At 61.3% G+C, this 21,471-nt stretch carries 24 protein-coding genes; 13 read left to right on the top strand and 11 right to left on the bottom strand.

Annotated elements, in window-relative coordinates:
• The 5 genes from GIW04_RS14100 to GIW04_RS14080 all read right to left on the bottom strand — a co-directional run.
• Positions 1–511, bottom strand: a 511-nt coding sequence (locus tag GIW04_RS14100; protein WP_236479013.1) for a glutathione S-transferase, incomplete at its 3' end; no start/stop codon positions are given.
• Between the two features lie 75 nt (positions 512–586).
• Positions 587–859 carry a GIY-YIG nuclease family protein gene (locus GIW04_RS14095; protein ID WP_003188786.1) on the bottom strand — a complete coding sequence of 91 codons (273 nt, stop codon included), beginning with the start codon at positions 857–859 and terminating at the stop codon, positions 587–589.
• A 37-nt stretch (positions 860–896) separates the two neighbouring features.
• The gene (locus tag GIW04_RS14090; protein ID WP_034135869.1) at positions 897–1,367 is read right to left on the bottom strand and encodes a nuclear transport factor 2 family protein; all 471 of its coding nucleotides are present in this window, start codon (positions 1,365–1,367) and stop codon (positions 897–899) included.
• Between the two features lie 90 nt (positions 1,368–1,457).
• Positions 1,458–2,093 carry a response regulator transcription factor gene (locus GIW04_RS14085; protein WP_034135870.1) on the bottom strand — a complete coding sequence of 212 codons (636 nt, stop codon included), beginning with the start codon at positions 2,091–2,093 and terminating at the stop codon, positions 1,458–1,460.
• Positions 2,094–2,291: 198 nt separating this feature from the next.
• On the bottom strand, positions 2,292–3,110 hold the full coding sequence (locus tag GIW04_RS14080; protein WP_003188780.1) for a response regulator: 819 nt from the start codon (positions 3,108–3,110) through the stop codon (positions 2,292–2,294).
• A 384-nt stretch (positions 3,111–3,494) separates the two neighbouring features.
• Between GIW04_RS14080 and GIW04_RS14075 the strand changes: the two genes are divergently transcribed.
• The 9 genes from GIW04_RS14075 (at position 3,495) to GIW04_RS14035 (ending at position 11,842) form a co-directional block, all read left to right on the top strand.
• Complete coding sequence (locus GIW04_RS14075) at positions 3,495–4,118, top strand: DUF1120 domain-containing protein (protein WP_003188778.1); 624 nt, start codon at positions 3,495–3,497, stop codon at positions 4,116–4,118.
• A gap of 15 nt (positions 4,119–4,133) precedes the next feature.
• Positions 4,134–4,763, top strand: a complete 630-nt coding sequence (locus tag GIW04_RS14070) for a DUF1120 domain-containing protein (RefSeq protein WP_120248699.1) — start codon at positions 4,134–4,136, stop codon at positions 4,761–4,763.
• A 27-nt stretch (positions 4,764–4,790) separates the two neighbouring features.
• Entirely contained in the window at positions 4,791–5,411 is a 621-nt protein-coding gene (locus GIW04_RS14065; protein WP_034135874.1) for a DUF1120 domain-containing protein, read from the top strand.
• An 11-nt stretch (positions 5,412–5,422) separates the two neighbouring features.
• The gene (locus GIW04_RS14060) at positions 5,423–6,043 is read left to right on the top strand and encodes a DUF1120 domain-containing protein (protein WP_003188774.1); all 621 of its coding nucleotides are present in this window, start codon (positions 5,423–5,425) and stop codon (positions 6,041–6,043) included.
• A gap of 3 nt (positions 6,044–6,046) precedes the next feature.
• Entirely contained in the window at positions 6,047–6,730 is a 684-nt protein-coding gene (locus tag GIW04_RS14055; RefSeq protein ID WP_057710974.1) for a DUF1120 domain-containing protein, read from the top strand.
• Positions 6,731–6,762: 32 nt separating this feature from the next.
• Positions 6,763–7,467: a fimbria/pilus chaperone family protein gene (locus tag GIW04_RS14050; RefSeq protein WP_120248698.1), complete on the top strand. Its 705-nt coding sequence runs from the start codon at positions 6,763–6,765 to the stop codon at positions 7,465–7,467.
• Positions 7,468–7,586: 119 nt separating this feature from the next.
• Positions 7,587–10,022 (top strand): fimbria/pilus outer membrane usher protein, encoded by a 2,436-nt coding sequence (locus tag GIW04_RS14045; protein ID WP_183043795.1) that lies wholly within the window; start codon positions 7,587–7,589, stop codon positions 10,020–10,022.
• Positions 10,023–10,033: 11 nt separating this feature from the next.
• Positions 10,034–11,173, top strand: a complete 1,140-nt coding sequence (locus GIW04_RS14040) for a DUF1120 domain-containing protein (RefSeq protein WP_183043794.1) — start codon at positions 10,034–10,036, stop codon at positions 11,171–11,173.
• Between the two features lie 24 nt (positions 11,174–11,197).
• Positions 11,198–11,842, top strand: a complete 645-nt coding sequence (locus GIW04_RS14035; protein ID WP_003188767.1) for a DUF1120 domain-containing protein — start codon at positions 11,198–11,200, stop codon at positions 11,840–11,842.
• Here GIW04_RS14035 and GIW04_RS14030 read toward each other — a convergent pair.
• Complete coding sequence (locus GIW04_RS14030) at positions 11,839–13,104, bottom strand: CynX/NimT family MFS transporter (RefSeq protein WP_003188765.1); 1,266 nt, start codon at positions 13,102–13,104, stop codon at positions 11,839–11,841. The genes GIW04_RS14035 and GIW04_RS14030 overlap by 4 nt on opposite strands.
• Complete coding sequence (locus tag GIW04_RS14025) at positions 13,094–13,753, bottom strand: FadR/GntR family transcriptional regulator (RefSeq protein WP_003188764.1); 660 nt, start codon at positions 13,751–13,753, stop codon at positions 13,094–13,096. The genes GIW04_RS14030 and GIW04_RS14025 overlap by 11 nt, the downstream gene beginning before the upstream one ends.
• Positions 13,754–13,912: 159 nt before the next feature.
• Between GIW04_RS14025 and GIW04_RS14020 the strand changes: the two genes are divergently transcribed.
• Positions 13,913–14,224, top strand: coding sequence for a type II toxin-antitoxin system MqsR family toxin (locus GIW04_RS14020; protein ID WP_120248696.1), 312 nt, complete (start codon positions 13,913–13,915; stop codon positions 14,222–14,224).
• The gene (locus GIW04_RS14015) at positions 14,221–14,709 is read left to right on the top strand and encodes a type II toxin-antitoxin system MqsA family antitoxin (protein ID WP_120248695.1); all 489 of its coding nucleotides are present in this window, start codon (positions 14,221–14,223) and stop codon (positions 14,707–14,709) included. Before GIW04_RS14020 ends, GIW04_RS14015 begins: the two co-directional genes overlap by 4 nt.
• A gap of 167 nt (positions 14,710–14,876) precedes the next feature.
• Here GIW04_RS14015 and GIW04_RS14010 read toward each other — a convergent pair whose 3' ends face one another.
• The 4 genes from GIW04_RS14010 to GIW04_RS13995 all read right to left on the bottom strand — a co-directional run bounded on the left by GIW04_RS14010 (position 14,877) and on the right by GIW04_RS13995 (position 19,045).
• Entirely contained in the window at positions 14,877–15,641 is a 765-nt protein-coding gene (locus GIW04_RS14010; RefSeq protein ID WP_003188759.1) for an amino acid ABC transporter ATP-binding protein, read from the bottom strand.
• Between the two features lie 10 nt (positions 15,642–15,651).
• Entirely contained in the window at positions 15,652–16,749 is a 1,098-nt protein-coding gene (locus GIW04_RS14005) for an amino acid ABC transporter permease (protein WP_003188758.1), read from the bottom strand.
• A gap of 10 nt (positions 16,750–16,759) precedes the next feature.
• Positions 16,760–17,941, bottom strand: coding sequence for an amino acid ABC transporter permease (locus GIW04_RS14000; protein ID WP_003188757.1), 1,182 nt, complete (start codon positions 17,939–17,941; stop codon positions 16,760–16,762).
• Positions 17,942–18,013: 72 nt separating this feature from the next.
• Positions 18,014–19,045: an amino acid ABC transporter substrate-binding protein gene (locus GIW04_RS13995; RefSeq protein WP_003188756.1), complete on the bottom strand. Its 1,032-nt coding sequence runs from the start codon at positions 19,043–19,045 to the stop codon at positions 18,014–18,016.
• A 346-nt stretch (positions 19,046–19,391) separates the two neighbouring features.
• Between GIW04_RS13995 and GIW04_RS13990 the strand changes: the two genes are divergently transcribed.
• Both GIW04_RS13990 and rhlB read left to right on the top strand, forming a co-directional pair.
• On the top strand, positions 19,392–20,048 hold the full coding sequence (locus tag GIW04_RS13990) for an alpha/beta hydrolase (RefSeq protein WP_003188754.1): 657 nt from the start codon (positions 19,392–19,394) through the stop codon (positions 20,046–20,048).
• Positions 20,049–20,143: 95 nt separating this feature from the next.
• Positions 20,144–21,471, top strand: a 1,328-nt coding sequence (rhlB, locus tag GIW04_RS13985; RefSeq protein ID WP_236302044.1) for an ATP-dependent RNA helicase RhlB, incomplete at its 3' end; no start/stop codon positions are given.

The raw sequence follows: 21,471 nt of genomic DNA, 5'->3' as shown, positions 1-21,471 counted from the left end.
TCTCACGCTGCAACTGTTGCTCCAACCGCGTCATGATCGCCGGCCATTGATGCTTGGCCAGCTCAGCCGGCAGCTTGCTCGCCGTGCCGCCACTGAACAGCGCAGCGCGGTCAGCGATAAAGGCCTTGATGGCCTCGGGCGGTAACTTGCCAAAGCGCACCGCCACCGATTCGGGCTGGAACACCAGGCTGACGGCATGGGCGAATACCACGCTGTCGGCCCAGGTGGCGAAGGTCTGGGTGATCATTTCCTGGCCCAGCGGAAACAGGGCCGGTGAGGACTTTTCCTGCTCCAGGCGGCGAGCGATCAGGGCGGTGTCGCAATAGATATCCGCCCCCACCTGCAGCACCGGAGTTTTGCGGTAGCCGCCGGTCAAGGCCGTCAGGTCGGGCTTGGGCATCACCGGCGAAATGTTCACCGAATGCCAGGACAGGCCTTTGAAGCCCAGCAACAGCCGCGCTTTTTCCGCAAAGGGTGAGGTCGGATAATGGTGCAGGATGAGCTCAGACATACGGGTTTCCGCTTGGCGAGTGAGCGAGCAGATTACCGCGCAAACGGTCCTGGCTGCGTGATGGGAACCTATCAGTCAGAGTGATGAGCCATTTGCGGCCAGGCATTCCTTGGCGCTCTTCTTCAACTTTTTGATCAGGCGTTCCTGACGCAGCGCCTCACCCTTGTTCGCGCATTGCTCGGTGTACACCAGCGCCACTGCCGGGCTGGACAGAAAAAACCGCGCGCCCTTGCCGCTTTGGTGCGAGGCAAACCGGCGCACCGGGTCGTTGCTGATGCCGCAATACAGCGCACCATTGGCGGCGCGCACCAGGTAGACATACCAAGGCTTGGGTTCAGGCGTACTCACGGACAGGTTCGGCAAGGCAAAAGGGGCGCGCAGTTTATCAACGACTGGCCTGGAATGCCTTCAGGCCTTTGTTCGCCTGGGCGCGTACGGCGTTGCGTACCAGCGGCGTCCAGCCCAACAGCAGGCCCTTGGTGCCCAACGCCTGGCGCGACCAGCGCCACAGGTCGAAGTGATCGTGGTGCTCGCAGATCTTGCCGTCGCGCAATACAAAGCGCGCCTGGATATCGTTGACCACCGTATTGCCGGTTGCACTGAACAGGTAGGTGGCCACCCAATGCGCACTGCCGGTGCGCTCGTCGCTGTGCACCTGGTCGAAGGTCAACGAAAAATCCTTGGCACGGGTGGTGAGCATGCGCCACATGTCCCCTGCGTCACGGCCTCGCAGTTCACCAAAGGCCGGGTCGCTGAACACCACGTCATCGCTGTAGCAGGCAACCATGGCCTCGGCATCCAGGCGCTGGAAGGCGCTATAGAATTGGCTGATCAGGGCGTTATGGGCATCACTCATGGGCAGGCTCCGCGGACGTCAAAAGAGTAGGCGCACGATAAGCCGGCCAAGCCGTCATGGCTACTGTCATTCGCCACGCAAATAAGCGCGCTACGGCGCTATCCCAGTACTGCGGGCGTAGGCGAACAAGTCAACGTCGGTGGAAATACTCAAGCGCTGCATCGCCGTGCTTTTCTGCTTGCTGATGGTGGAGATGCTGCGGTTGACCTGGGCGGCAATCTGGCTGACGGTCATGCCGCTGGCCAGCATGCGCACCACCTCGCGTTCCTTGCCAGACAACTGCGGCTCCTGGGATTGATCGCCAGTGCCGGCTTCCACCAGTTGTACCCGCAGGCATTCACTGGCGAAGGTCTGGCCAGCACACACCGCCTTGATCGCCAGGGGCAACTCCTTGGCCGAAGCACTTTTGGCGACCACTGCCCTGGCGCCGTGGGCAAAGGCTGCGCGTAACGTGGCGACGTTGGCGAACATGGTGACCAGTATCACCGGCAACTGCGGATACTGGCGCTGCAACAGGCCCAACAAGCAGTAGCCATCGGCCTGCTGGCCGCCTGGCATGGCGAAGTCCGTGACCAGTACGTCGCACGGCGTGCGACTGAGCACGCCGAGTAACTGATCAGGACCATCGGCTTCACCGACCACTTTGCACTTGCCATTCGCCTCGATCACGACTTTCTGCCCGACCCGGACAATAGGGTGATCGTCAGCAATAATTACTCGAAGCATAGGCACCCACGAATGATGGCAACTTGAATCCGCGCAAAATACCTCTGCCTGCGATCATCAACAACTGCTAACAAAGAGGCACTTGCGGCCGAACCCAATGTTCAGTAGTGGCTGATTTTTGGACTACAACACAATAGGAAAATACCTACAGCCAAACTTAGACCAACGACCAGGTAAAACGCTCTGCAACAGCATTCTTCACAACTCAGACAGATACTCCAGATAAGCACACAGCCGTGCTTCAAACACTTCCAGTTGCGCCGTGTGCGTAGCGACACCCTCGGCCTGGACCTGCTCGATCAAGCGCACGGCACTGGTTTCCAACCCCGTGCCGCCCAGGAACACCAGGCTGCCCACCAGCCGATGCAGACGCTCGGCGGTCAATGGCGCGTTCAACGTCACACGGGCATGACGCAACACCCGCTGGTCTTCCCAGGCCTCCATCAACAGGGTTTCCAGCAACTGGTCGACGACCAGGTCGCTGCCAAACGTGGTCACAAGCGTGGCACGGGTGGGCCAGCTCGCCCCCGCCGCAGCAGCGTATGGCTCGACATAACTGCCATCGCCGCCCGGCAACCAGCGCACCAGCACGGCGTGCAGTTGTTCAAGGGTCAGGGGTTTGAGCAGCCAGGCATCCATGCCGGCGTTGCGGCAACGTTGGGGGCTGTCGTTTTGCAGGTTGGCGGTCAAGGCAATGATGGGCACGCGCTTCAATCCCTGCTCACGCTCATGCTGGCGAATCGCACGAGTCATGCTGTAACCGTCCATGAAGGGCATCCGGCAATCACTGATCACCAGGTCGAAGGGCCGGTTGGTAAAGGTGTCCAATCCCATGAAGCCATCGGTGACCAGCGCGTGTCCGAGCCCCAGTTTTTGCAACAGCCAACCCAGCAACAGGCGATAGGCTGAATGATCCTCCACGACCAGAACATTCAAGTACTGCCAATGGGGCGGGGGACAAAAAGGCGGTTTGACTGTCCGGCTCGCTCCTGCGATTGAACCTCCTGGCGAACCCATCAGTACCTCTTCGTGGTGATTAATTCGGCAGCCATCCGCGGCACTGATACAGCAATGCCAGGCACACCCTTTTGATCGTTATCGACTTTCAACCTATATCCTTTTGAATGACTTCCAGCCGATACAACAACTACGAAAAACGCCGCGAAAATCTACCGTCCCGCACTGCGCTTACACCACAACCCGCCAATGTCGTATTAGTTGTATTTCCCCCTCGCAGCCCCCTCGCTAAATTGTGCCCACCCCAAAAGAGGGACGGATGGCCACTCCCCGGCACCGCAAAAAAACACTGAGACCGCCGCCACGCCAACCACTCGCCCACACAGGGCCGAGCGCTGACCTGTACGCGTTTCTATCTGCCAGACTGCAATGGAACAATTGGAAATGAAGAACCCTGTATCCCTGTTGAGCAGTGCCCTGCTGCTCGCCATGACATCTTCAGTGTTCGCCGCCAGCAGTGTCGACCTGAGCGTCAAAGGGTTGATCACGCCCAGCGCTTGTACACCGAGCCTGCCGGGTGACGTCGACTTCGGAAAAATCGCGGCAAAAGACCTGAATATCGACACCAGCACCCCGCTTGAGCGCAAGACCCTGCCACTGAGCGTCAACTGCGATGCGGCAACGCTGTTTGCCATCCAGCCTATCGACAATCGAGCTGGCTCTGCGATTTATGGCTACTCCTTTGGCCTGGGCATGATCAACGAAAACCAGAAGCTGGGCATGTATCAGTTGGGTTTCAGCAACCCCGTCGCCGAAACCCCCTCCACGCTGCTGGCCATGTACAACGCCGACGGCCACTGGGTAACGCTGCTGCCTGACGACGGCATCGCGCCCAACGAGTTGGTGGCACTGGGCAGTCGTGGCGATAGCGGCTGGGCGCCGCACCCGATCAAGGACGCGATCATGGACGTCACGCTCTACACAGTGATCGCCCCCGCAAAAGGGCTGACATTGACCGACGAAGTCGCGATCGATGGTTCCGCGACGTTTGAAGTCAAATACCTGTAAATGGACGCCTCTCACATGAAAACCTGCATGCCCCTGCTCAGCAGTGCCCTGCTGCTCGCCATGTCCACGTCTGTGTTCGCCGCCAGTAGCGTCGATTTGACCGTCAAGGGCCTGATTACACCCAGCGCCTGTGCCCCTGGCCTTTCCAGCGGCGGCTTCATCGACCACGGCAAAGTCGCGGCCAAGGATTTGAAACAGGACAACTGGACGTTGCTCGGCAACCACACCCTGCAACTGTCGATCGTCTGCGATGCGCCAACCCTGCTGGCCCTGAAGGGCACGGACAACAAGGGTGACGCCCCCGACCCGATGAACCGCTATGGCCTGGGCCTGGTCAGCGGCAAAAAATTGGGCGGGTACACACTGGTGCTCGGCAATCCGGTGGCTGACGGCGCGGCAATCACCCTGATCGAGTCGTCCGATAACGGCCTCACCTGGCGGGAAAGCTTCCCGGGCGACGTCTGGCCCATTACCTACCACGCCTCGTTTGGCGACCGCTCCTCCGGCAGTTGGGCACCCTCCCCGGTCCAGCAGGTCACGGCAGACCTGATGGTGCAAACCCTTATCGCCCCCACAGCCGGCATGGACCTGAGCACAGAAGTTCCGATCAACGGCTCCGCCACCCTTGAAGTGAAATACCTTTAACCGCCCCTCACCCACAGGACGTGCCCCATGGTTAGCCCCCTCACTACCCTCACCGCCACACTGTTGCTGATCGGCGCCGGCCCGGTATGGGCCGCCAGTAGCCAGGACCTGACGGTCAAAGGGGTCATCACCCCCAGTGCCTGCGCCCCCGTGGTCTCCGGCGGCGGTACCGTCGACTTCGGCAAGGTGTCGGTCAGAGACCTCAACGCCGACACCTACACCGACTTGCCCAGGGAAACCATGTTGTTGAGTGTGCGTTGCGAAGGGCCAACCATTTTTACCCTGAACACCATCGACAACCGTGCGGGCACTGCCGCCAGCCACTTCAGTTGGCATGGCCTGGGCATGACACCCAACGATGAAAAAGTCGGCGACGCCGGGCTTGGCCTGTATAGCCCGGTGGCCGATGGCGTACCGGTACGCACCATCACCTCCCGGGACGGCGGCGTGACCTGGATCCCCTCGGTGATGCTCAGCCATAGCTTGTTGACGGCCGTCGCCGACGGCGACGGCCTTGCACCGATCGCGATCCAGGCATTGGACGCGGAAATCCGCCTGATCACCCACATCGCCCCCGCCAGCAACCTGACGCTGACCGACGAAGTGCCCATCGACGGCCACGCCACTGTGCAAGTCAATTACCTCTAAGGAGCCTCCCGATGAAAACCCGATTGACCACCCTGGCCGCCAGCGTGCTGCTGCTCCACTCGGCCACCACCTTCGCCGCATCCAGCGTGGACCTGACCGTCAAAGGCCTGATCGTGCCCAGCGCCTGCACACCGAGCCTGTCCGGTGGTGGCGTGATCGACCATGGCAAGATCTCCGCCAAGGACCTGAACCCGGACAACCCGACAGTCATCGGCAACCACACCCTGGTCATGGCGGTCAATTGCGACGCTGCGATCCAGTTCGCCCTGCACTCGGTCGATAACCGTGCCTCCTCAGGTATCTCTTCGAGTTACGGTTTGGGCTTTATCAACGAAACCCAGAAGCTGGGCGGGTACAACCTCACGCTAGCCAATCCGCTTGCCGAAGATGGCGTGGTGGTGCAACCCATCGCATCGTCCGACCAAGGCAATACCTGGTTCAAAGAAAAGTTCTGGGATCCGGGCCTGTACATGTCGGTTGCCTCGATGGATGACGATAGCCAGCCACTGGCGGTCAAAGACCTGGTGGTCGATTTACAGGTGCAGACCTTCATTCTGGCCACCGCCGGCATGGACCTCAGCAATGAGGTGACCCTCGACGGCTCCGCCACCCTTGAAGTGAAGTACCTCTAACCCATGGCCGCTCATCCCTTGAACACCGACAGGCATGGGCGGCGTCTGGCACTGCCCGTGCTCACGGCATGGGGGCGTAGCGTTGCCATCGTGCTTGGCCTGACAGCGATGACCCAAGCCCACGGTGCGTCGGCCGTCGACCTCACGGTGACCGGCCGGGTAACCCCGGACGCCTGCCATATCGAGCTGACGAATGAAGGCACCGTCGATCACGGCAAGATTCCTTCTCACAGCCTCAATGCCGACGAGTTCACCGTACTGCCGATCCAGACGCTCGACCTGCGTGTGCAGTGCGCCAGGCCGATGCTGTTTGCGCTGGTGGGCCTCGATAATCGCGCCGACTCCTCGTCGGCCCCCGATTATTTCTACGGGCTGGGCAGGAACATCCATGTGCCCGAAGAACGCCTGGGCTCCGTGGCATTGGCCTATCGCAACGCAGTGGGCGATGCGCAGCCCCTGCAAGCATTGGCTTCCAGCGACAACGGCGAAACCTGGTCCCAGGAGCCCAATGCCTACCCCCGCACCTACATGGCCTTCGCGCCAGTCGGTGACCGACAACCGGACTTCATCGGCCAGCTGACCGTCCAGGTTCAGGTGAGCACTGCGATCAATTTTTCCCAGTACCTGACCCTGGACCAGGAAGTTCCGCTCGACGGCGCCATCGTCCTGGACCTGCGCTACCTCTGACCGCCCCCTTTTTTGGCTAATGGAAACCCGTCATGACGACGACATTCTCAAACACCGCTGTCGGCCTGATTGCCTTGCTCTTGATGCTCGGCGATCAGGTAAAAGCCGACGGTATGGTCCCGGACACCTCCGTGGTGATCGTGCACGAGGCCGAAGGCGAAGCGTCCGTGTCGGTGACCAACACCGACAGCCAGCTCGCGCTGCTGCATGTGACCTTGCAGGACATTCCGGAAGACACCGAGCCGCTGCTGGTGGTGACGCCGCCCCTTTCACGGGTGGAAGCGTCCAAATCCCAACTGGTGCGTTTCATTCTGCAAAACCAGCAGCCGTTACTGACCCAGCGGCTTAAGCGCGCGGTGTTCGAAGGCATGCCCCAGGGCCGCGCCGCCACAGCCGCCGGGCATGCCCGCGTGGGCGTGACCGTGCGCCAGAACCTGCCGGTGATTGTGCACCCCAAGGGCCTGGCCCCCAACCGCACGCCCTGGACCGACCTGACCTGGACACTGCGCGAAGGCCAGTTACAGGTGCGCAACGACACGCCGTACGTGGTGCGTCTGGCGCAGGAGCTGCAACTGCTGCCCGGTGACGGCAAGGCGTTGCTGCCTCGGACCTATGTGCTGCCCGGCGAAGCCTTGAGCGTGCCGGCCAGCAGCAGCCAGGCCAAGACGGTCAGGCTGCAGCCGGCCACGGTGTACGGGTTCGCGGTCAAGGCTTACGACGCACCAATCAGCTTCTGACGGAACACCCCAGGCGGCGTACCACCCTGCGCCGCCTGAGTAACGAAGTGACGGCTTGTTGATCGTCACCAGAACGCCCGGCCCACAAGGCCTGCGCGTTCACTATTCGAGTACCTTGCGTGAAAACAGTATTGAGTTACCGTGACGGCGAAGCCGTGCCCGATCCCTTTGCCAGCCCTGCCCTGGCGCTGGTATTGCTGCTGTGCGCGCTCATACCGGCCAAAGTGTGCGCCGAAGATTCCAGCTCGTCCGGCTTCGATGCCCAGACCTTGCAACAACGTGGTATCGACCCACAACTGGCCAGCCTGTTGCTGGCCGCACCGCGTTACGCAGCCGGGCAACACACCGTCAGCCTGCGCGTCAACGGTCAGCGCCGTGATCGGTTGACGGTGAACTTCGATCAGCAGGGCAATCTGTGCTTTGACCGCGCTTTGCTGGACGCGGCCAATCTGGTGCCGCCTGGTGAAACCGAGGGCTGCCATGATTTTCTTGCGCGGTACCCGCAAACCCTTGTGGAACCAGACCCGGCGACATTGACGGTGTCGCTGGTGGTGCCCACCGACGCCCTGCGCCCCGTACAGCAGGACATCTCCGGCTACGAAACCGGCGGGTTTGCCGGGCTGCTCAACTACGACCTCAGTGGCTTCTACAACCGCTTCGGCGATGACGCCAGCCGCTTTGGTTCGGCCAATACCGAGGTGGGGTTCAATGCCGGCGACTGGATCGTGCGCAGCCGCCAGGTGCAGACCTGGCAGGATGGCCTGTCACGCAGCACCCACCTGCAAGCCTATGCCCAACGCACCTTCGCCAGCTACCAGGCGGTGCTGCAGGCCGGGCAGATCAACCTGTACAACCCGGTGCTGTCCGGCGCGCAGATCACCGGGGTGCAGGTGCTCACCGAGCACGCGCTTCAAGAACAGGGCCAGGGCGCGCTGATCCAGGGCATCGCCAACAGCCCGGCCCAGGTAGAGGTTCGCCAGAACGGCGCGTTGATTCATTCCACCGTGGTGCCCGCCGGGCCCTTTGCCCTGACCGATGTGCGTCGCTTGAACACGCGCTCGGACGTCGAAGTCACGGTCAAGGAGAGCGTCGGCGGTGAACGGCGCTTCACCGTGCCAGCGGCCATGCTCGGGCTCGGGTTGCCAGCCCCGGGTTACTCCGTGGCAGCGGGCCGAGTGCGTAATGTGGGCGATGCCGAAGGCGAGGATCCGTGGGTAATCAGTGGCGGCTGGACCGGCGCCCTGCACCCGCAATTGACCCTCGGCACGGGCGTGCTGGCGGCCAGTCAATACCGTTCGGTGGGCGCCAGCCTGGGCTGGTTACCGTGGCTGGACAGCCAGATCCAACTGTCCACGCAAGTGTCCAACAGCCAGGCCCGAGAGAAGGTCTCCGGTGTGCAGACTGATCTGTCCTGGTCCCAGCGCCTGGGCGAACAATGGTCGATCAGCGCCGCCAATTCCTGGCGCAGCATCGGCTACCGCGAACTCGAAGAAAGCACTTACACGCGCGACGACAGCAACCGTGATTCGCGCTACCGCGACCAGCAAAGCCTCAACCTCGGCTGGTCGCACCCCCAACTGGGTGCATTCAGTGCCGGGGTTTCACGCTCGGCCAATTTTGCCGGCGACAGCAGCAGCCGGGCGCTGGCCTCCTGGGGCACGAGCATCGGTGCGGTGTCGTTGTCGGCCAGTGCCGAGTGGCAAATGGGCGGCCGCCAGCAGCAGGACAACGCGGTGTACCTCAATATCAGCGTGCCGCTGGGCGAGAGTCGCCGGCTGCGCAGTTGGGTGCGCAACTCCGGTGGCGAGAACCGCACCGGCCTGGGCATCACCGAACAGATCGACGACCAACTCAGCTACCGCGTCAGCGCCGAGCACGACAGCAGCGACCATCAAGTGGAAACCACCCTGGGCATCTCCGCGCTGCCGCGCTACAGCCAGCTGGATGTCAGTTACAGCCGCTCCGACGCCGAGCGTTCCAGCTATCAAGGCGGTGCTCGCGGCGGTGTGGTGCTGCATGGCGACGGCGTGACCTTTTCTCCCTACCCGGTGCGCGACACCTTCGCGCTGGTGTCGGTTGGCGATATGAGCGGCATCAAACTCAGCACCCCCAGCGGCCCGGTGTGGACCGACTGGCAAGGCCAGGCCGTGGTGCCGCAAGTCGCCGCCTACGGGCGCAGCCCGGTGGAAGTGCAAACCCGTTCATTGCCGCGCAATGCCGATATCAACAATGGCCTGGCCATGGTTTCGGCCGGCCGTGGCGCCGTGGAGCGCGTCAAATTTGGCGTCGGCCTGACCCGCCGCCTGCTGCTCACCGTCAGCACCGACCAGGGCGCGCCGTTGCCGGCGGGTGCCTCCGTCAGCAGTGCCAATGGTGAATTCATCACCCTGGTGCAGGACGGCAGCCAGGTGTTTCTACCCAATGTGCTGGGCCAATCGACGCTGTGGATAACCACGCCCCAAGGGCGCCGTTGCCAGTTGCGTTACTCGCTGCCGGAAAAAGCCGACCCCTCGGTGTACTTCGAAACGGCCCCCGCACGCTGTCACGCACCTTGAGGATTCCCGCCATGCCCCTTGCAAGCTGTTTGCGTCAACTGTGCCTGGGGCTGTTGATCGGCGCCGCCGGCACAGCCCAGGCTTTTGAAGAATGCCAACTGAACGTCAGTGAGCCGTTGCTGGATTTCGGCCTGATGAGCCACTTGGCGCAAAGCGACAGCGCACCGCAACGCCTGCTCGGCGAGCGTCGACTGAGTGTGACCGTCAGTTGCCCCCAGGCCGAAGACCTCAGCCTGTTCTACCGTGCGCAAGCCGCCAGCCCGCAGCGCTGGCAGTTTACCGAGCACGGCAGCTATGCCATTGAAGTCAGTAATGCCCTGCTCGACGGCCGCGCGGTCGAGTTGGGGGTGCTGCCCGCCGTGGGGCAGGCGCCCGTCGCCACTGGCAGCGTCCTGCAATGGCGACCCGACCACGGCATCGCACCGGTCGAACGGGGCACGGTGCTCACCGGTAAAACCCTGGCACTGCAAATGAGCCTGCGTGCCTGGGCCGACCCTGCCGCCACCCAGGTGCGCGATGCCACCACCTGGGAAGTCTCCGGCATGCTGTACGGCGCACACCATGGACGCTACCGGGAGCTGACACTGCGCGCGCACTTCGCGCCTATCGCCTGCCTGCCGAGCTTGTCCGACCAAGGCGTGGTGGACTACGGCACACTGTACGCCAAAGACCTCAACGCCAGCACTGAAACACCGCTGCCCACCCGCACACTGCACCTGAGCGTGACCTGCGACGCGCCCATCCGCTTCGCCCTGCGCATGAAGGACAACCGCGACGGCTCGGCCACGGGCGGCACCGATGAAACGGCCTATGGCCTGGACCTGGATGCCAGCCGCAACAAGATCGGGCGCTTTTACCTGACCATCGACCCGGCCGAATTCAGCGCCGATGCCTTCCCCACCTTGTACCGCACCGACTCCACCAGCAATGGCGTGGCATGGAGCAGTTCCACCGCGCGGCAGATCCCCATGGCGGCCAACAGCATCATGGGGTTTACCGACAAAACCGGCGTTACCACAGGGCCAGTCGCCCTGCAAACCCTGACTGGCACGATGCGCATCAAGACTTACCTGGCGCCGATGCAAAGCCTGGACTTGCGTGACGTGGTGCACATCAACGGTTCCGGCACGCTCGAAATCGTCTACCCCTGAGCCCCCCTGTAAGGAGTCCGCCCCATGAAAACCCGCATCCTTTCCAGCCTGGTGTTACTGGCCTGCGCGCCCTCGGTGCTGGCCGCCTCGACAGTGGACCTGAGCGTCCACGGACTGATCGTCCCCGCCGCCTGCTTGCCGCAGCTTTCCAGCGGTGGCCTGATCGACTACGGCAAGATTGCCCAACAAGACCTGAACCTGGAGACCGCCACGCGCCTGCCCCTGAAGACGCTGCATATCGGCATCGCCTGCAATGGCCCCGTCCGCTACGCCCTTCGCATGCGCGACAACCGCGACGGCTCGGCCATGGTCAACAGCGAGATTTACTACGGGCTGGGGTTTGATAGCAGCGGCAACCGCCTGGGGGTTTACTCCATGACCTTCGACCCGCGGCAAACCCAGGCCAGCAACACCGCGCAGGTATACGGCACCGAGTCCACCACCGGTGGCCTGGCGTGGCGCACCTCCAATCTCAACCCCATCGATATTGGCTCGCGAAGCTACCTGGGGTTTACCGACGTGGAGGGCAGCGTCAGCGGGCCCACGGCCATCGGTACCCTGGGGGGCAACGTCACGGTGCAGACCGTGATCAATGCCCGCCAGAATCTGGATTTGAGTGTGGAAACCCCGCTCGATGGCTCGGCCACGCTGGAAGTGGTGTATCTCTAAACCTTCTCGCTGGTGACCTGCACATAGCGCGCACGCCCGGCGCCCAGCCCGGCAATGATGGCCCCCAGGCCGATCACAGCGAAGATCCAGCCAATGGCTGCCCAGCCGCCGGTCCAGTCATGCACCAGGCCGACCGCGAACGGCCCCATCGACGCCAGGGTGTAGCCGATGCCCTGGGCCATGCTCGACAGGTTGGCCGCCACATGGGAATCGCGCGAGCGCAACACGATCAGGGTCAGCGCCAGGCTGAAGGTGCCGCCCTGCCCCAGGCCGAGCAAAATCGCCCAACCCCATAGGCCCTCCAGCGGTGCATACAGGCAACCGAACAGCCCGCCGAGGGTCAGCAGCATCACCACCACAATCGCCAGGCGCTGGTCCTTGCCGCGCGTGGCCAGCCACGGTGCGGCCAGGGAACTGAGCAGTTGCACGATGATCGAGCCCGACAGCGCCAACCCGGCTTCGGTCGCGCTCAGGCCACGGCCGATCAGGATCGACGGCAACCAGCCGAACACGATGTAGGCCAGTGACGATTGCAGGCCCATGTACAGGGTGACTTGCCAGGCCAACGGATCGCGCAATAACCCTTTCACACGATAGGCCACACGATGGGCGCCGTGCTTCTGCCCAATCTGGGGTAACCAGACCAGGGCCGCCACCAGCGCCGGCAGGATCCAGAAGCCCAGGCCGATCTTCCAGCTGTCGCCAAAGGCGTGGCTCAGCGGCACAGAGGCACCGGCCGCCATGGCGGCGCCCAAGCACAACGCCATGGTGTAGACACCGGTCATGGCACCGGCCTGCCTGGCGAAGTCGCGCTTGACGATACCCGGCAGCAACACACCGATGATGCCGATGCTGGCGCCTGCAACCAGGCTACCGAGGAACAACCCCACCTCACCCAACGAACTGCGCAGGATGATCCCGGCGGCAAGGGTCAGCAGGATGCCAAGCACAACGCGCTCGGCGCCAAAACGCCGTGCCAGCATCGGCGCGGTGGGCGCGAACAGGCCCAGGCACAGCACCGGCAAGGTGGTCAGCAAACCGGCCTTGGCGGCGGACAAGCCCAAACTGCTCGAAACCTCTGCCAGTAACGGCGACAAGCTCGACAAGGCCGGGCGCAGGTTCAAGGCCACCAACACCAGGCCCAGCAACAGCAGCCATGGCCGAACCACGCTCGGCTGCGCCTGCTGCACGCTATCGTCGTCAGCTTCGGCGTCGATCAACAGTTCTTCGAGTTCGGTCTTGCGTGGGGCTTCAGGGTTCATTGATCAACTGCCGGCAGAGGGATTTGGCGCGGTCCGGGTCTTGTTGTTCCACCGCATCGAGCAGCGCTCCATGCAGGTCGAACACCGCCTGGCGTCGCGGTGAGCGGTTCAGGGTCTGGCGCAGCTGCGCGCCGACAATGGCCGAGAAGTAGTGGTACAGCTCGCTCAAGGCCGGGTTGTGCGCCGCATCCACCACGTGCTGGTGGAACTTCAGGTCGGCGCTGATATAGGCCTCCAGGTCGCCGTGATAACGCTCGGCGCTGAGAGCGAGCGCCTTGCGCAATGCCTCAAGGTCCGCTTCGGTACGCCGCAATGCAGCCAGGCCGATGGCCTCCACTTCCAGAATCTGGCGCGTCTCCTGCGCCTGCTCCAGCGTGCAATGGGACAACGCCCGCATTGTGCCCAGTGGGTCGGTCATCGAGCGCAGGTAACTGCCATCGCCCTGGCGAATTTCGATCAAGCCCGAAAAGGCCAATACCCGCATGGCTTCACGCACGGTGTTCCGGCTGATCCCCAGCTCGGCGGACAACTCGGGCTCGGTGGGCAGGCGCTCGCCGATGGCCCATACGCCTTGGGAGATGCGCAGGCGCAGTTGCTCCAGCGCCTGGTCGACCAGGGAGCGTTTGATCAGCGGGGCGATGTCTGTCATGGGTTTAGCGCTTTCGTCCAATCATAGGATGAATTTTCCTACAGGCTATTCGGAGTTGCCTACAAAGGCAACGCACTAGGGTTCTTAGGCAGGAAAAGGAGCAGTATTTTCGATTGGTAAAATTACCCTTAGAGGGTAATTATTGGACTCAGGTGTCTTATGGAAAAGTACACACCTCATTACGATTTGGCCCTGATCAAGGCGCAAGTCATCCGGCTGGGCAACGGAGCATTTACGGCAAGTGCGCGGGAGAGCGCTCGACAACTTGAATTGAGTATCGGCCAGATGCGGTTGGCGGTCTGCGCCCTTGAAAAGCGAATGTTGTACAAATCAATGACAACCTATTCAGACCATCGGGTATGGCAGGACGTCTATCTCATCAAAATGTACGGTACGGAGATTTACATCAAGGTGACTTACCGCTCAAGCGGTGGAGCTCCCGTAATCTCCTTCAAGGAGAAAACCTTATGAAAACCCAACAATGCGTGAATTGCGGAGCCCATGAGGGAATGCAGCATTTCGAAGGTCGCACCTTCACCATCAACACGCGCGGCATGATGCGCGACATTCCAAACATCGCGGGCTGGGAATGCCAGGTCTGTAAGGAAATCGAATTCGATCATGACGATGACAGCGCAGAGCGTTATTCCGACGCCAGTGACCAATTATTGATTGATGGCAGAAAAATCATCGCTGCCGAAATGAAGCGAATCCGTCGCAAACTGCATCTCACTCAGAAGGACGCAGTGAAGCTTTTGACTGTGCGTGGGCAAAATTCATTTTCTCGCTACGAAAGGGCTGAGGTTTTCCCTCCTGAACCATTGTTTACACTGATGCGCTTACTGGATAAGCATCCGCATCTGCTGACCGAGATTGAGGCGCTCAATGTCGGCGAAGACCTCAATCGCCTGCTCATTGCAAAAGATCAGCAGCAACTTGCCGCCCAAGCCTCCTGAACCATGCCGTGTAGGAGCGAGCTTGCTCGCGAAAAACGTCAACGATAACGCGTGTTTCCTGATTGAACGCGGCGCCTGTGAGTTTCTCGCGAGCAAGCTCGCTCCTACAAAAATCCTTGACTGAACGGCATTAGGCTACCAGGCCGGGTTTATTTTTTAACGCTCCATCAATGCAGTATCTGGCTCAAGAACAACCGGGTCCGCTCATTCTGCGGGTTATCAAAGAAGTCATTCGGTGCCGCCTGTTCAACGATCTCACCCTTGTCCATGAAGATCACGCGGTTGGCCACGGTGCGCGCAAAGCCCATTTCGTGAGTCACGCACAACATGGTCATGCCGTCTTCGGCCAGGCCAATCATGGTGTCCAGAACCTCTTTCACCATTTCCGGGTCGAGTGCCGAGGTCGGCTCGTCGAACAGCATGATTTTCGGTTTCATGCACAAGGCACGGGCGATGGCCACACGCTGTTGCTGGCCGCCGGACAGTTGCCCCGGAAACTTGTGGGCCTGCTCCGGAATGCGCACACGCTCCAGGTAGTGCATGGCAATTTCCTCGGCCTTGCGCTTGGGCATCTTGCGCACCCACATCGGCGCCAGCGTGCAGTTTTGCAAGATGGTCAAATGCGGGAACAGGTTGAAGTGCTGGAACACCATGCCCACTTCACGGCGGATCGCTTCGATCTGCTTGAGGTCATTGGTCAGCTCCACGCCATCGACCACGATGCGGCCTTGCTGGTGCTCTTCCAGACGGTTGAGGCAGCGGATGGTGGTGGACTTGCCCGAGCCCGACGGGCCGCACAGCACGATGCGCTCGCCCTGCTTGACGTTGAGATTGATGTCTTTCAACACGTGGAACTGGCCGTACCACTTGTTGACGCCCTGCATCTGGATAATGCCTTCAGGGCTCACAGGCTGTTTGATTGCTTCGCTCATCAAAAAACTCCTAACGCTTGTGGCCAGTGTCGAGCTTGCGTTCCAGGTGCATGGAATAGCGCGACATACCAAAACAGAAAATCCAGAACACCAAAGCGGCGAACACGTAGCCTTCAGTGGCCATGCCCAACCATTTGGGGTCGGCGGCGGCTTGCTTGACGCTGTTGAGCAGGTCGAACAGGCCGATGATGATCACAAGGCTGGTGTCCTTGAACAGGGCAATGAAGGTGTTGACGATCCCAGGGATCACCAACTTCAAGGCCTGCGGCAAGATCACCAGGCCCATGCTGCGCCAGTAGCCCAGTCCCATCGCCGCAGCGGCTTCGTATTGGCCCTTGGGAATCGCCTGCAAACCACCGCGCACCACTTCGGCCACATAGGCCGACTGGAACAGGATCACACCGATCAGCGCCCGCAGCAGCTTGTCGAAGTTCATGCCTTCAGGCAGGAACAGCGGCAGCATCACCGACGACATGAACAGCACGGTGATCAACGGCACGCCGCGCCAGAACTCGATGAAGGTCACGCAGACCACCCGAATGGCCGGCATGTTCGAACGCCGCCCCAGCGCCAGCACAATGCCCAGCGGCAAGGCGCCAGCGATGCCGACAGTGGCGATCACCAGGGTCAGCATCAGGCCGCCCCATTGGCTGGTCGCCACATTGCTCAGGCCGAACACGCCGCCGTGCAGCAAGCAGTAGGCGATGATCGGGTACAACACCAGAAAGCCCAGGCCGTAGATCGCCTTGCGAGGGAAACGCGAGATGAACAACGGCGCCACACCCACGATGGCCAGCCATACCGTCATGTCCACGCGCCAGCGCAGGTCGACGGGGTAATAGCCATACATGAACTGCCCGAAGCGCTGTTGGATAAACACCCAGCAGGCGCCCTCCTTGGTGCAGTCGGCGCGGGTGGTGCCCACCCAGTTGGCATCGAGGATGGCCCAGTGCAGGATCGGCGGCACCACCAGGTACACCAGGTAGATCGCCAGCAAGGTCAGCAGTGTATTGAGCCAGCTCGAGAACAAGTTGGCGCGCATCCAGGCCACCGGCCCGAAGACTTTGCTCGGCGGTGGCATGTCAGGTTTGAACGTATGCGTAGTCATGGGTGTGTCCTCACCGCTCGATCAGCGCAATGCGCTTGTTGTACCAGTTCATCAGCAAAGAAATGCTGATGCTGATCGCCAGGTACACGCTCATGGTGATGGCAATGACTTCAATGGCCTGGCCGGTCTGGTTGAGCACCGTGCCGGCAAACAGCGAAACCATTTCCGGATAACCGATACCGGCGGCCAACGACGAGTTTTTCGCCAGGTTCAGGTATTGGCTGGTCAGCGGCGGAATGATCACGCGCAACGCTTGCGGGATGATGACCTTGCGCAGCGTCGGCCCTGGGCGCAGGCCCAGTGAGCGTGCCGCTTCGGTCTGGCCATGGCTGACGGACTTGATGCCCGAGCGCACGATCTCGGCAATGAACGCCGCGGTGTACACCGTCAACGCCAAGGTCAACGCCAGCAGTTCCGGGATCAGCACCCAGCCGCCGACGAAGTTGAAGCCAGCAAGCTTGGGCATTTCCCAATGCAGCGGCGTGCCGAAGACCAACACGCACAGCGTCGGGATCACCACCAGCAGCGCCAGGCCCGCCCAGAATTTATGGAAAGGAACCCCGGTCGCTTCAAAGCGTTTGTTGGCCCAGCGGGTCATCAGCACGATGGCAACGATGGCGACCACCAGGCTGGCCACAAACGGCCAGAACCCATCGGCCGCCAGCGCTGCTGGCATGTTCAGGCCACGGCTGCTGACAAAGAAGGTGTCACCGAAGTTATGGCTGTTGCGCGGCCCTGGCATGGTCAGGAAAACCGCGAAGTACCAGAACAGGATTTGCAGCAGCGGCGGAATGTTGCGAAATACCTCCACGTACACCGTGGCCAGCTTGTTGATCATCCAGTTAGGCGACAAGCGCGCCACGCCGATGATGAAGCCGAGCAGGGTTGCCAGCACCACACCGATGACGGTCACCAGCAACGTGTTGAGCAGACCGATGACAAACACCCGGGCATAGCTGTCCGATTCGGTGTAGTCGATCAAGTGCTGCGCGATGCCGAAGCCGGCACTGCGCTCAAGAAAGTCGAAACCCGAGGTGATGCCCCGGTGTTGCAGGTTGGTCTGGGTGTTATGGAACAGGTACCAGCCCAGCGAGACCACCGCCACGATCGTGATGATCTGGAACAGCCACGCACGCACTTTGGGGTCGCTGAAGCTGAGCTTCTGCTTGGGTGCGCCGATTTGATTTTGCATGAAGTGCCCCGAAAATAATGGAACAGAACATCACCCGGCAGTTGGCCTACCGGGTGACAGAACCATCAGCGATCAGCGCACAGGGGGTGCGTATTGAATGCCGCCGTTGTTCCACAGGGCGTTCAGGCCACGGTCGATTTCCAGCGGCGTGCTCTTGCCCAGGTTGCGCTCGAACATCTCGCCGTAGTTACCCACTTGCTTGACGATCTGTACCACCCAGTCCTTCTTCACTTTCAGGTCTTTGCCGTATTCGCCGTCAGCACCGAGCAGACGCGCAACGTCCGGGTTCTTGGTGGCCTTGGCTTCAGCTTCGACGTTCTTGGAGGTCACACCGGCCTCTTCAGCGTTGAGCATGGCGTAGCCCACCCAGCGCACGATGGCCAGCCACTCGTCGTCGCCATTACGCACGACCGGGCCCAGGGGTTCCTTGGAAATGGTTTCCGGCAGCACCACGTAGTCTTTCGGCGAAGCCAGCTTGCTGCGCTGGGCGAACAGCTGGGATTTGTCGGACGTCAGTACGTCGCAACGCCCGGATTCCAGCGACTTGGCGCTTTCATCGGAAGTGTCGAAGGTGATCGGGGTGTATTTGAGGTTGTTGGCGCGGAAGTAGTCGGAAACGTTCAGCTCGGTGGTGGTACCGGCCTGGATGCAGATGGTTGCACCGTCCAGTTCCTTGGCGCTCTTGACGCCCAGCTTGTTGTTCACCAGAAAGCCGATGCCGTCATAGTAGGTAATGAAGCCCGGGAATTTCAGGCCCATGCCCGCGTCGCGGGAGCTGGTCATGGTGGTGTTGCGCGACAGGATGTCGACTTCGCCTGACTGAAGCGCGGTGAAACGCTCCTTGGCGTTCAACTGGCTGAACTTGACCTTGGTGGCATCGCCAAACACGGCAGCCGCCACAGCGCGGCAATAGTCAGCGTCGATCCCGAGGATCTTGCCGCTGGCATCCGGCACCGAGAAACCCGGCAGGCCGTCACTCACACCGCACTGCACAAAGCCTTTTTTCTGCACGGCGTCCAGGGTGGCACCCGCCTGGGCAAAACCACTGACACCCAGTACAGCCGCCGCAGTGAAGATGGCCAGGGTGGATTTCAATACCTTCATTACAAACCTCCAATTGCTCTTGTTGTGTCGGAGCTCCAACCTCAGCGCACCCTTATGAGGCGATATCGACCCGTGTTGGTTTTTTTTGGGGCCAAGCAGCATGAGGTTTTTGCGGTAATTGCAGTTGCTTTCCCACGAGCGGCACTCACTGATAGTGTTACCGTCCTAGGAGAGTTCTGACATCGAGATACACATAGCAAGGCGCGTACCAGAGTCTTGGCCGAGTGGCTGCAACTGCGCTTCAATGGCAAAAGATTCAGCCTTGCGACATTCTCTTAACAGATCAACCTGTCGCGCACCGTTCCGACGCACCTAATCGGAGCGCCCGCACATCTATGGAGCAGACATGACCGAACCCTTGATTCTTCAGCCCGCCAAGCCAGCAGACGCCTGCGTTATCTGGCTGCATGGCCTGGGCGCCGATCGCTACGACTTCCTGCCGGTGGCCGAAGCGCTGCAGGAAACCTTGCTGAGCACCCGCTTTGTTTTGCCCCAGGCCCCCACGCGCCCGGTGACGATTAATGGCGGCTACGAGATGCCGAGCTGGTACGACATCAAGGCCATGAGCCCGGCCCGTTCGATCAGCCTGGAAGAACTGGAAACGTCGGCAAAAATGGTTACGGACCTGATCGAGACACAACAGAGAACCGGAATAGACACTTCGCGAATTTTCCTCGCTGGTTTTTCTCAAGGCGGCGCCGTGGTTTTTCACACCGCGTTCAAGAAATGGGAGGGGCCCTTGGGCGGTGTGATCGCCCTCTCCACCTATGCGCCCACCTTCGATAATGACCTGCAATTATCCGCCAGCCAGCAACGCATCCCTACGCTCTGCCTGCACGGCCAGTACGACGAAGTGGTGCAGAACGCCATGGGCCGCAGCGCCTACGAGCATTTGAAAGGCCGTGGTGTCACCGTGACATGGCAGGAATACCCAATGGGCCACGAAGTGTTACCCCAAGAGATACACGATATCGGCGCCTGGCTGGCTGAACGGCTGCGCTGAACCCCGTGTTTATGTAGCCGTATGACAGACGCACTACGCCGCGCCCGATTCTTGCATTACACTGGCCGGCGTACATTCCTTAATCAATTAATGAGATGACCGTGCTCAAAGCACTCAAGAAGATGTTCGGCAAAAGCGAGGCTGAGCCGCTCGCGCCTGTTCCCAGTGCACCTGCCCCCAAGCCCGGCAACCGCAATGACGGTCAACAGCCCGGCCGGAACGCGCCCGCCACCTCACCGAACAACACCACGGTGACGCCGCCTGAACAGGTAAAGCCTGCCGAGCCCGCCCCGACGCCTGTGGCCAAGCCCCGTCGCGAACGTGCGCCCAAGCCGCCCGTGACCCCCTGGAAACTCGAAGACTTCGTCGTCGAACCCCAGGAAGGCAAGACCCGCTTCCACGATTTCAAACTGGCCCCGGAACTGATGCACGCCATCCAGGACCTCGGTTTCCCGTACTGCACACCGATCCAGGCGCAAGTGCTGGGCTTCACCCTCGCAGGCAAAGACGCCATCGGCCGCGCACAGACCGGCACCGGCAAGACCGCCGCGTTCCTGATCTCGATCATCACCCAACTGCTGCAAACGCCGCCGCCCAAAGAACGCTACATGGGCGAACCGCGTGCGCTGATCATCGCCCCAACCCGTGAGCTGGTGGTGCAGATCGCCAAGGACGCCGCCGACCTGACCAAGTACACCGGCCTCAACGTCATGACGTTCGTGGGCGGCATGGACTTCGACAAGCAGCTCAAGCACCTTGAAGCCCGCCATTGCGACATCCTCGTCGCCACCCCGGGCCGCCTGCTCGACTTCAACCAGCGCGGCGACGTGCACCTGGACATGGTCGAAGTGATGGTGCTGGACGAAGCCGACCGCATGCTCGACATGGGCTTTATCCCACAAGTACGCCAGATCATTCGCCAGACCCCGCCGAAAACCGAGCGCCAGACCCTGCTGTTCTCCGCGACTTTCACCGAAGACGTGATGAACCTCGCCAAGCAGTGGACCACAGACCCGTCCATCGTCGAGATCGAAGCACTCAACGTCGCCAGCGAAAACGTCGAGCAGCATATCTACGCCGTCGCCGGTGCCGACAAGTACAAGCTGCTCTACAACCTGGTCAACGATAACGGCTGGGAGCGCGTGATGGTGTTCGCCAACCGCAAGGACGAAGTGCGCCGCATCGAAGAACGCCTGGTGCGCGACGGCGTCAACGCCGCGCAACTGTCGGGCGACGTGCCGCAGCACAAGCGCATCAAGACCCTGGAAGGCTTCCGTGAAGGCAAGATCCGCGTGCTGGTAGCCACCGACGTGGCCGGTCGTGGTATTCACATCGACGGCATCAGCCACGTGATCAATTTCACCCTGCCGGAAGTACCGGACGATTATGTACACCGTATTGGTCGTACCGGGCGGGCGGGGGC

This window comes from Pseudomonas sp. PA-4-8C (genome assembly GCF_021606625.1).
GTDB lineage: Bacteria > Pseudomonadota > Gammaproteobacteria > Pseudomonadales > Pseudomonadaceae > Aquipseudomonas > Aquipseudomonas lactis.
Note: the sequence above shows the minus strand (reverse complement) of the source record. Positions and strands in the feature narration are given on the sequence as shown.

Bases quoted from the DNA above. Each gene is read 5' to 3' on its own strand.
- GIW04_RS14085 (WP_034135870.1), bottom strand. From the start codon at position 2,093: ATGCTTCGAGTAATTATTGCTGACGATCACCCTATTGTCCGGGTCGGG.
- GIW04_RS14035 (WP_003188767.1), top strand. From the start codon at position 11,198: ATGAAAACCCGCATCCTTTCCAGCCTGGTGTTACTGGCCTGCGCGCCC.
- GIW04_RS14065 (WP_034135874.1), top strand. From the start codon at position 4,791: ATGGTTAGCCCCCTCACTACCCTCACCGCCACACTGTTGCTGATCGGC.
- GIW04_RS14020 (WP_120248696.1), top strand. From the start codon at position 13,913: ATGGAAAAGTACACACCTCATTACGATTTGGCCCTGATCAAGGCGCAA.
- GIW04_RS14010 (WP_003188759.1), bottom strand. From the start codon at position 15,641: ATGAGCGAAGCAATCAAACAGCCTGTGAGCCCTGAAGGCATTATCCAG.
- GIW04_RS14005 (WP_003188758.1), bottom strand. From the start codon at position 16,749: ATGACTACGCATACGTTCAAACCTGACATGCCACCGCCGAGCAAAGTC.
- GIW04_RS13995 (WP_003188756.1), bottom strand. From the start codon at position 19,045: ATGAAGGTATTGAAATCCACCCTGGCCATCTTCACTGCGGCGGCTGTA.
- GIW04_RS14040 (WP_183043794.1), top strand. From the start codon at position 10,034: ATGCCCCTTGCAAGCTGTTTGCGTCAACTGTGCCTGGGGCTGTTGATC.
- GIW04_RS14080 (WP_003188780.1), bottom strand. From the start codon at position 3,110: ATGGGTTCGCCAGGAGGTTCAATCGCAGGAGCGAGCCGGACAGTCAAA.
- GIW04_RS14050 (WP_120248698.1), top strand. From the start codon at position 6,763: ATGACGACGACATTCTCAAACACCGCTGTCGGCCTGATTGCCTTGCTC.
- GIW04_RS14070 (WP_120248699.1), top strand. From the start codon at position 4,134: ATGAAAACCTGCATGCCCCTGCTCAGCAGTGCCCTGCTGCTCGCCATG.
- GIW04_RS14075 (WP_003188778.1), top strand. From the start codon at position 3,495: ATGAAGAACCCTGTATCCCTGTTGAGCAGTGCCCTGCTGCTCGCCATG.
- GIW04_RS14000 (WP_003188757.1), bottom strand. From the start codon at position 17,941: ATGCAAAATCAAATCGGCGCACCCAAGCAGAAGCTCAGCTTCAGCGAC.
- GIW04_RS14030 (WP_003188765.1), bottom strand. From the start codon at position 13,104: ATGAACCCTGAAGCCCCACGCAAGACCGAACTCGAAGAACTGTTGATC.
- GIW04_RS14060 (WP_003188774.1), top strand. From the start codon at position 5,423: ATGAAAACCCGATTGACCACCCTGGCCGCCAGCGTGCTGCTGCTCCAC.
- GIW04_RS14015 (WP_120248695.1), top strand. From the start codon at position 14,221: ATGAAAACCCAACAATGCGTGAATTGCGGAGCCCATGAGGGAATGCAG.
- GIW04_RS14090 (WP_034135869.1), bottom strand. From the start codon at position 1,367: ATGAGTGATGCCCATAACGCCCTGATCAGCCAATTCTATAGCGCCTTC.
- GIW04_RS13990 (WP_003188754.1), top strand. From the start codon at position 19,392: ATGACCGAACCCTTGATTCTTCAGCCCGCCAAGCCAGCAGACGCCTGC.
- GIW04_RS14055 (WP_057710974.1), top strand. From the start codon at position 6,047: ATGGCCGCTCATCCCTTGAACACCGACAGGCATGGGCGGCGTCTGGCA.
- GIW04_RS14025 (WP_003188764.1), bottom strand. From the start codon at position 13,753: ATGACAGACATCGCCCCGCTGATCAAACGCTCCCTGGTCGACCAGGCG.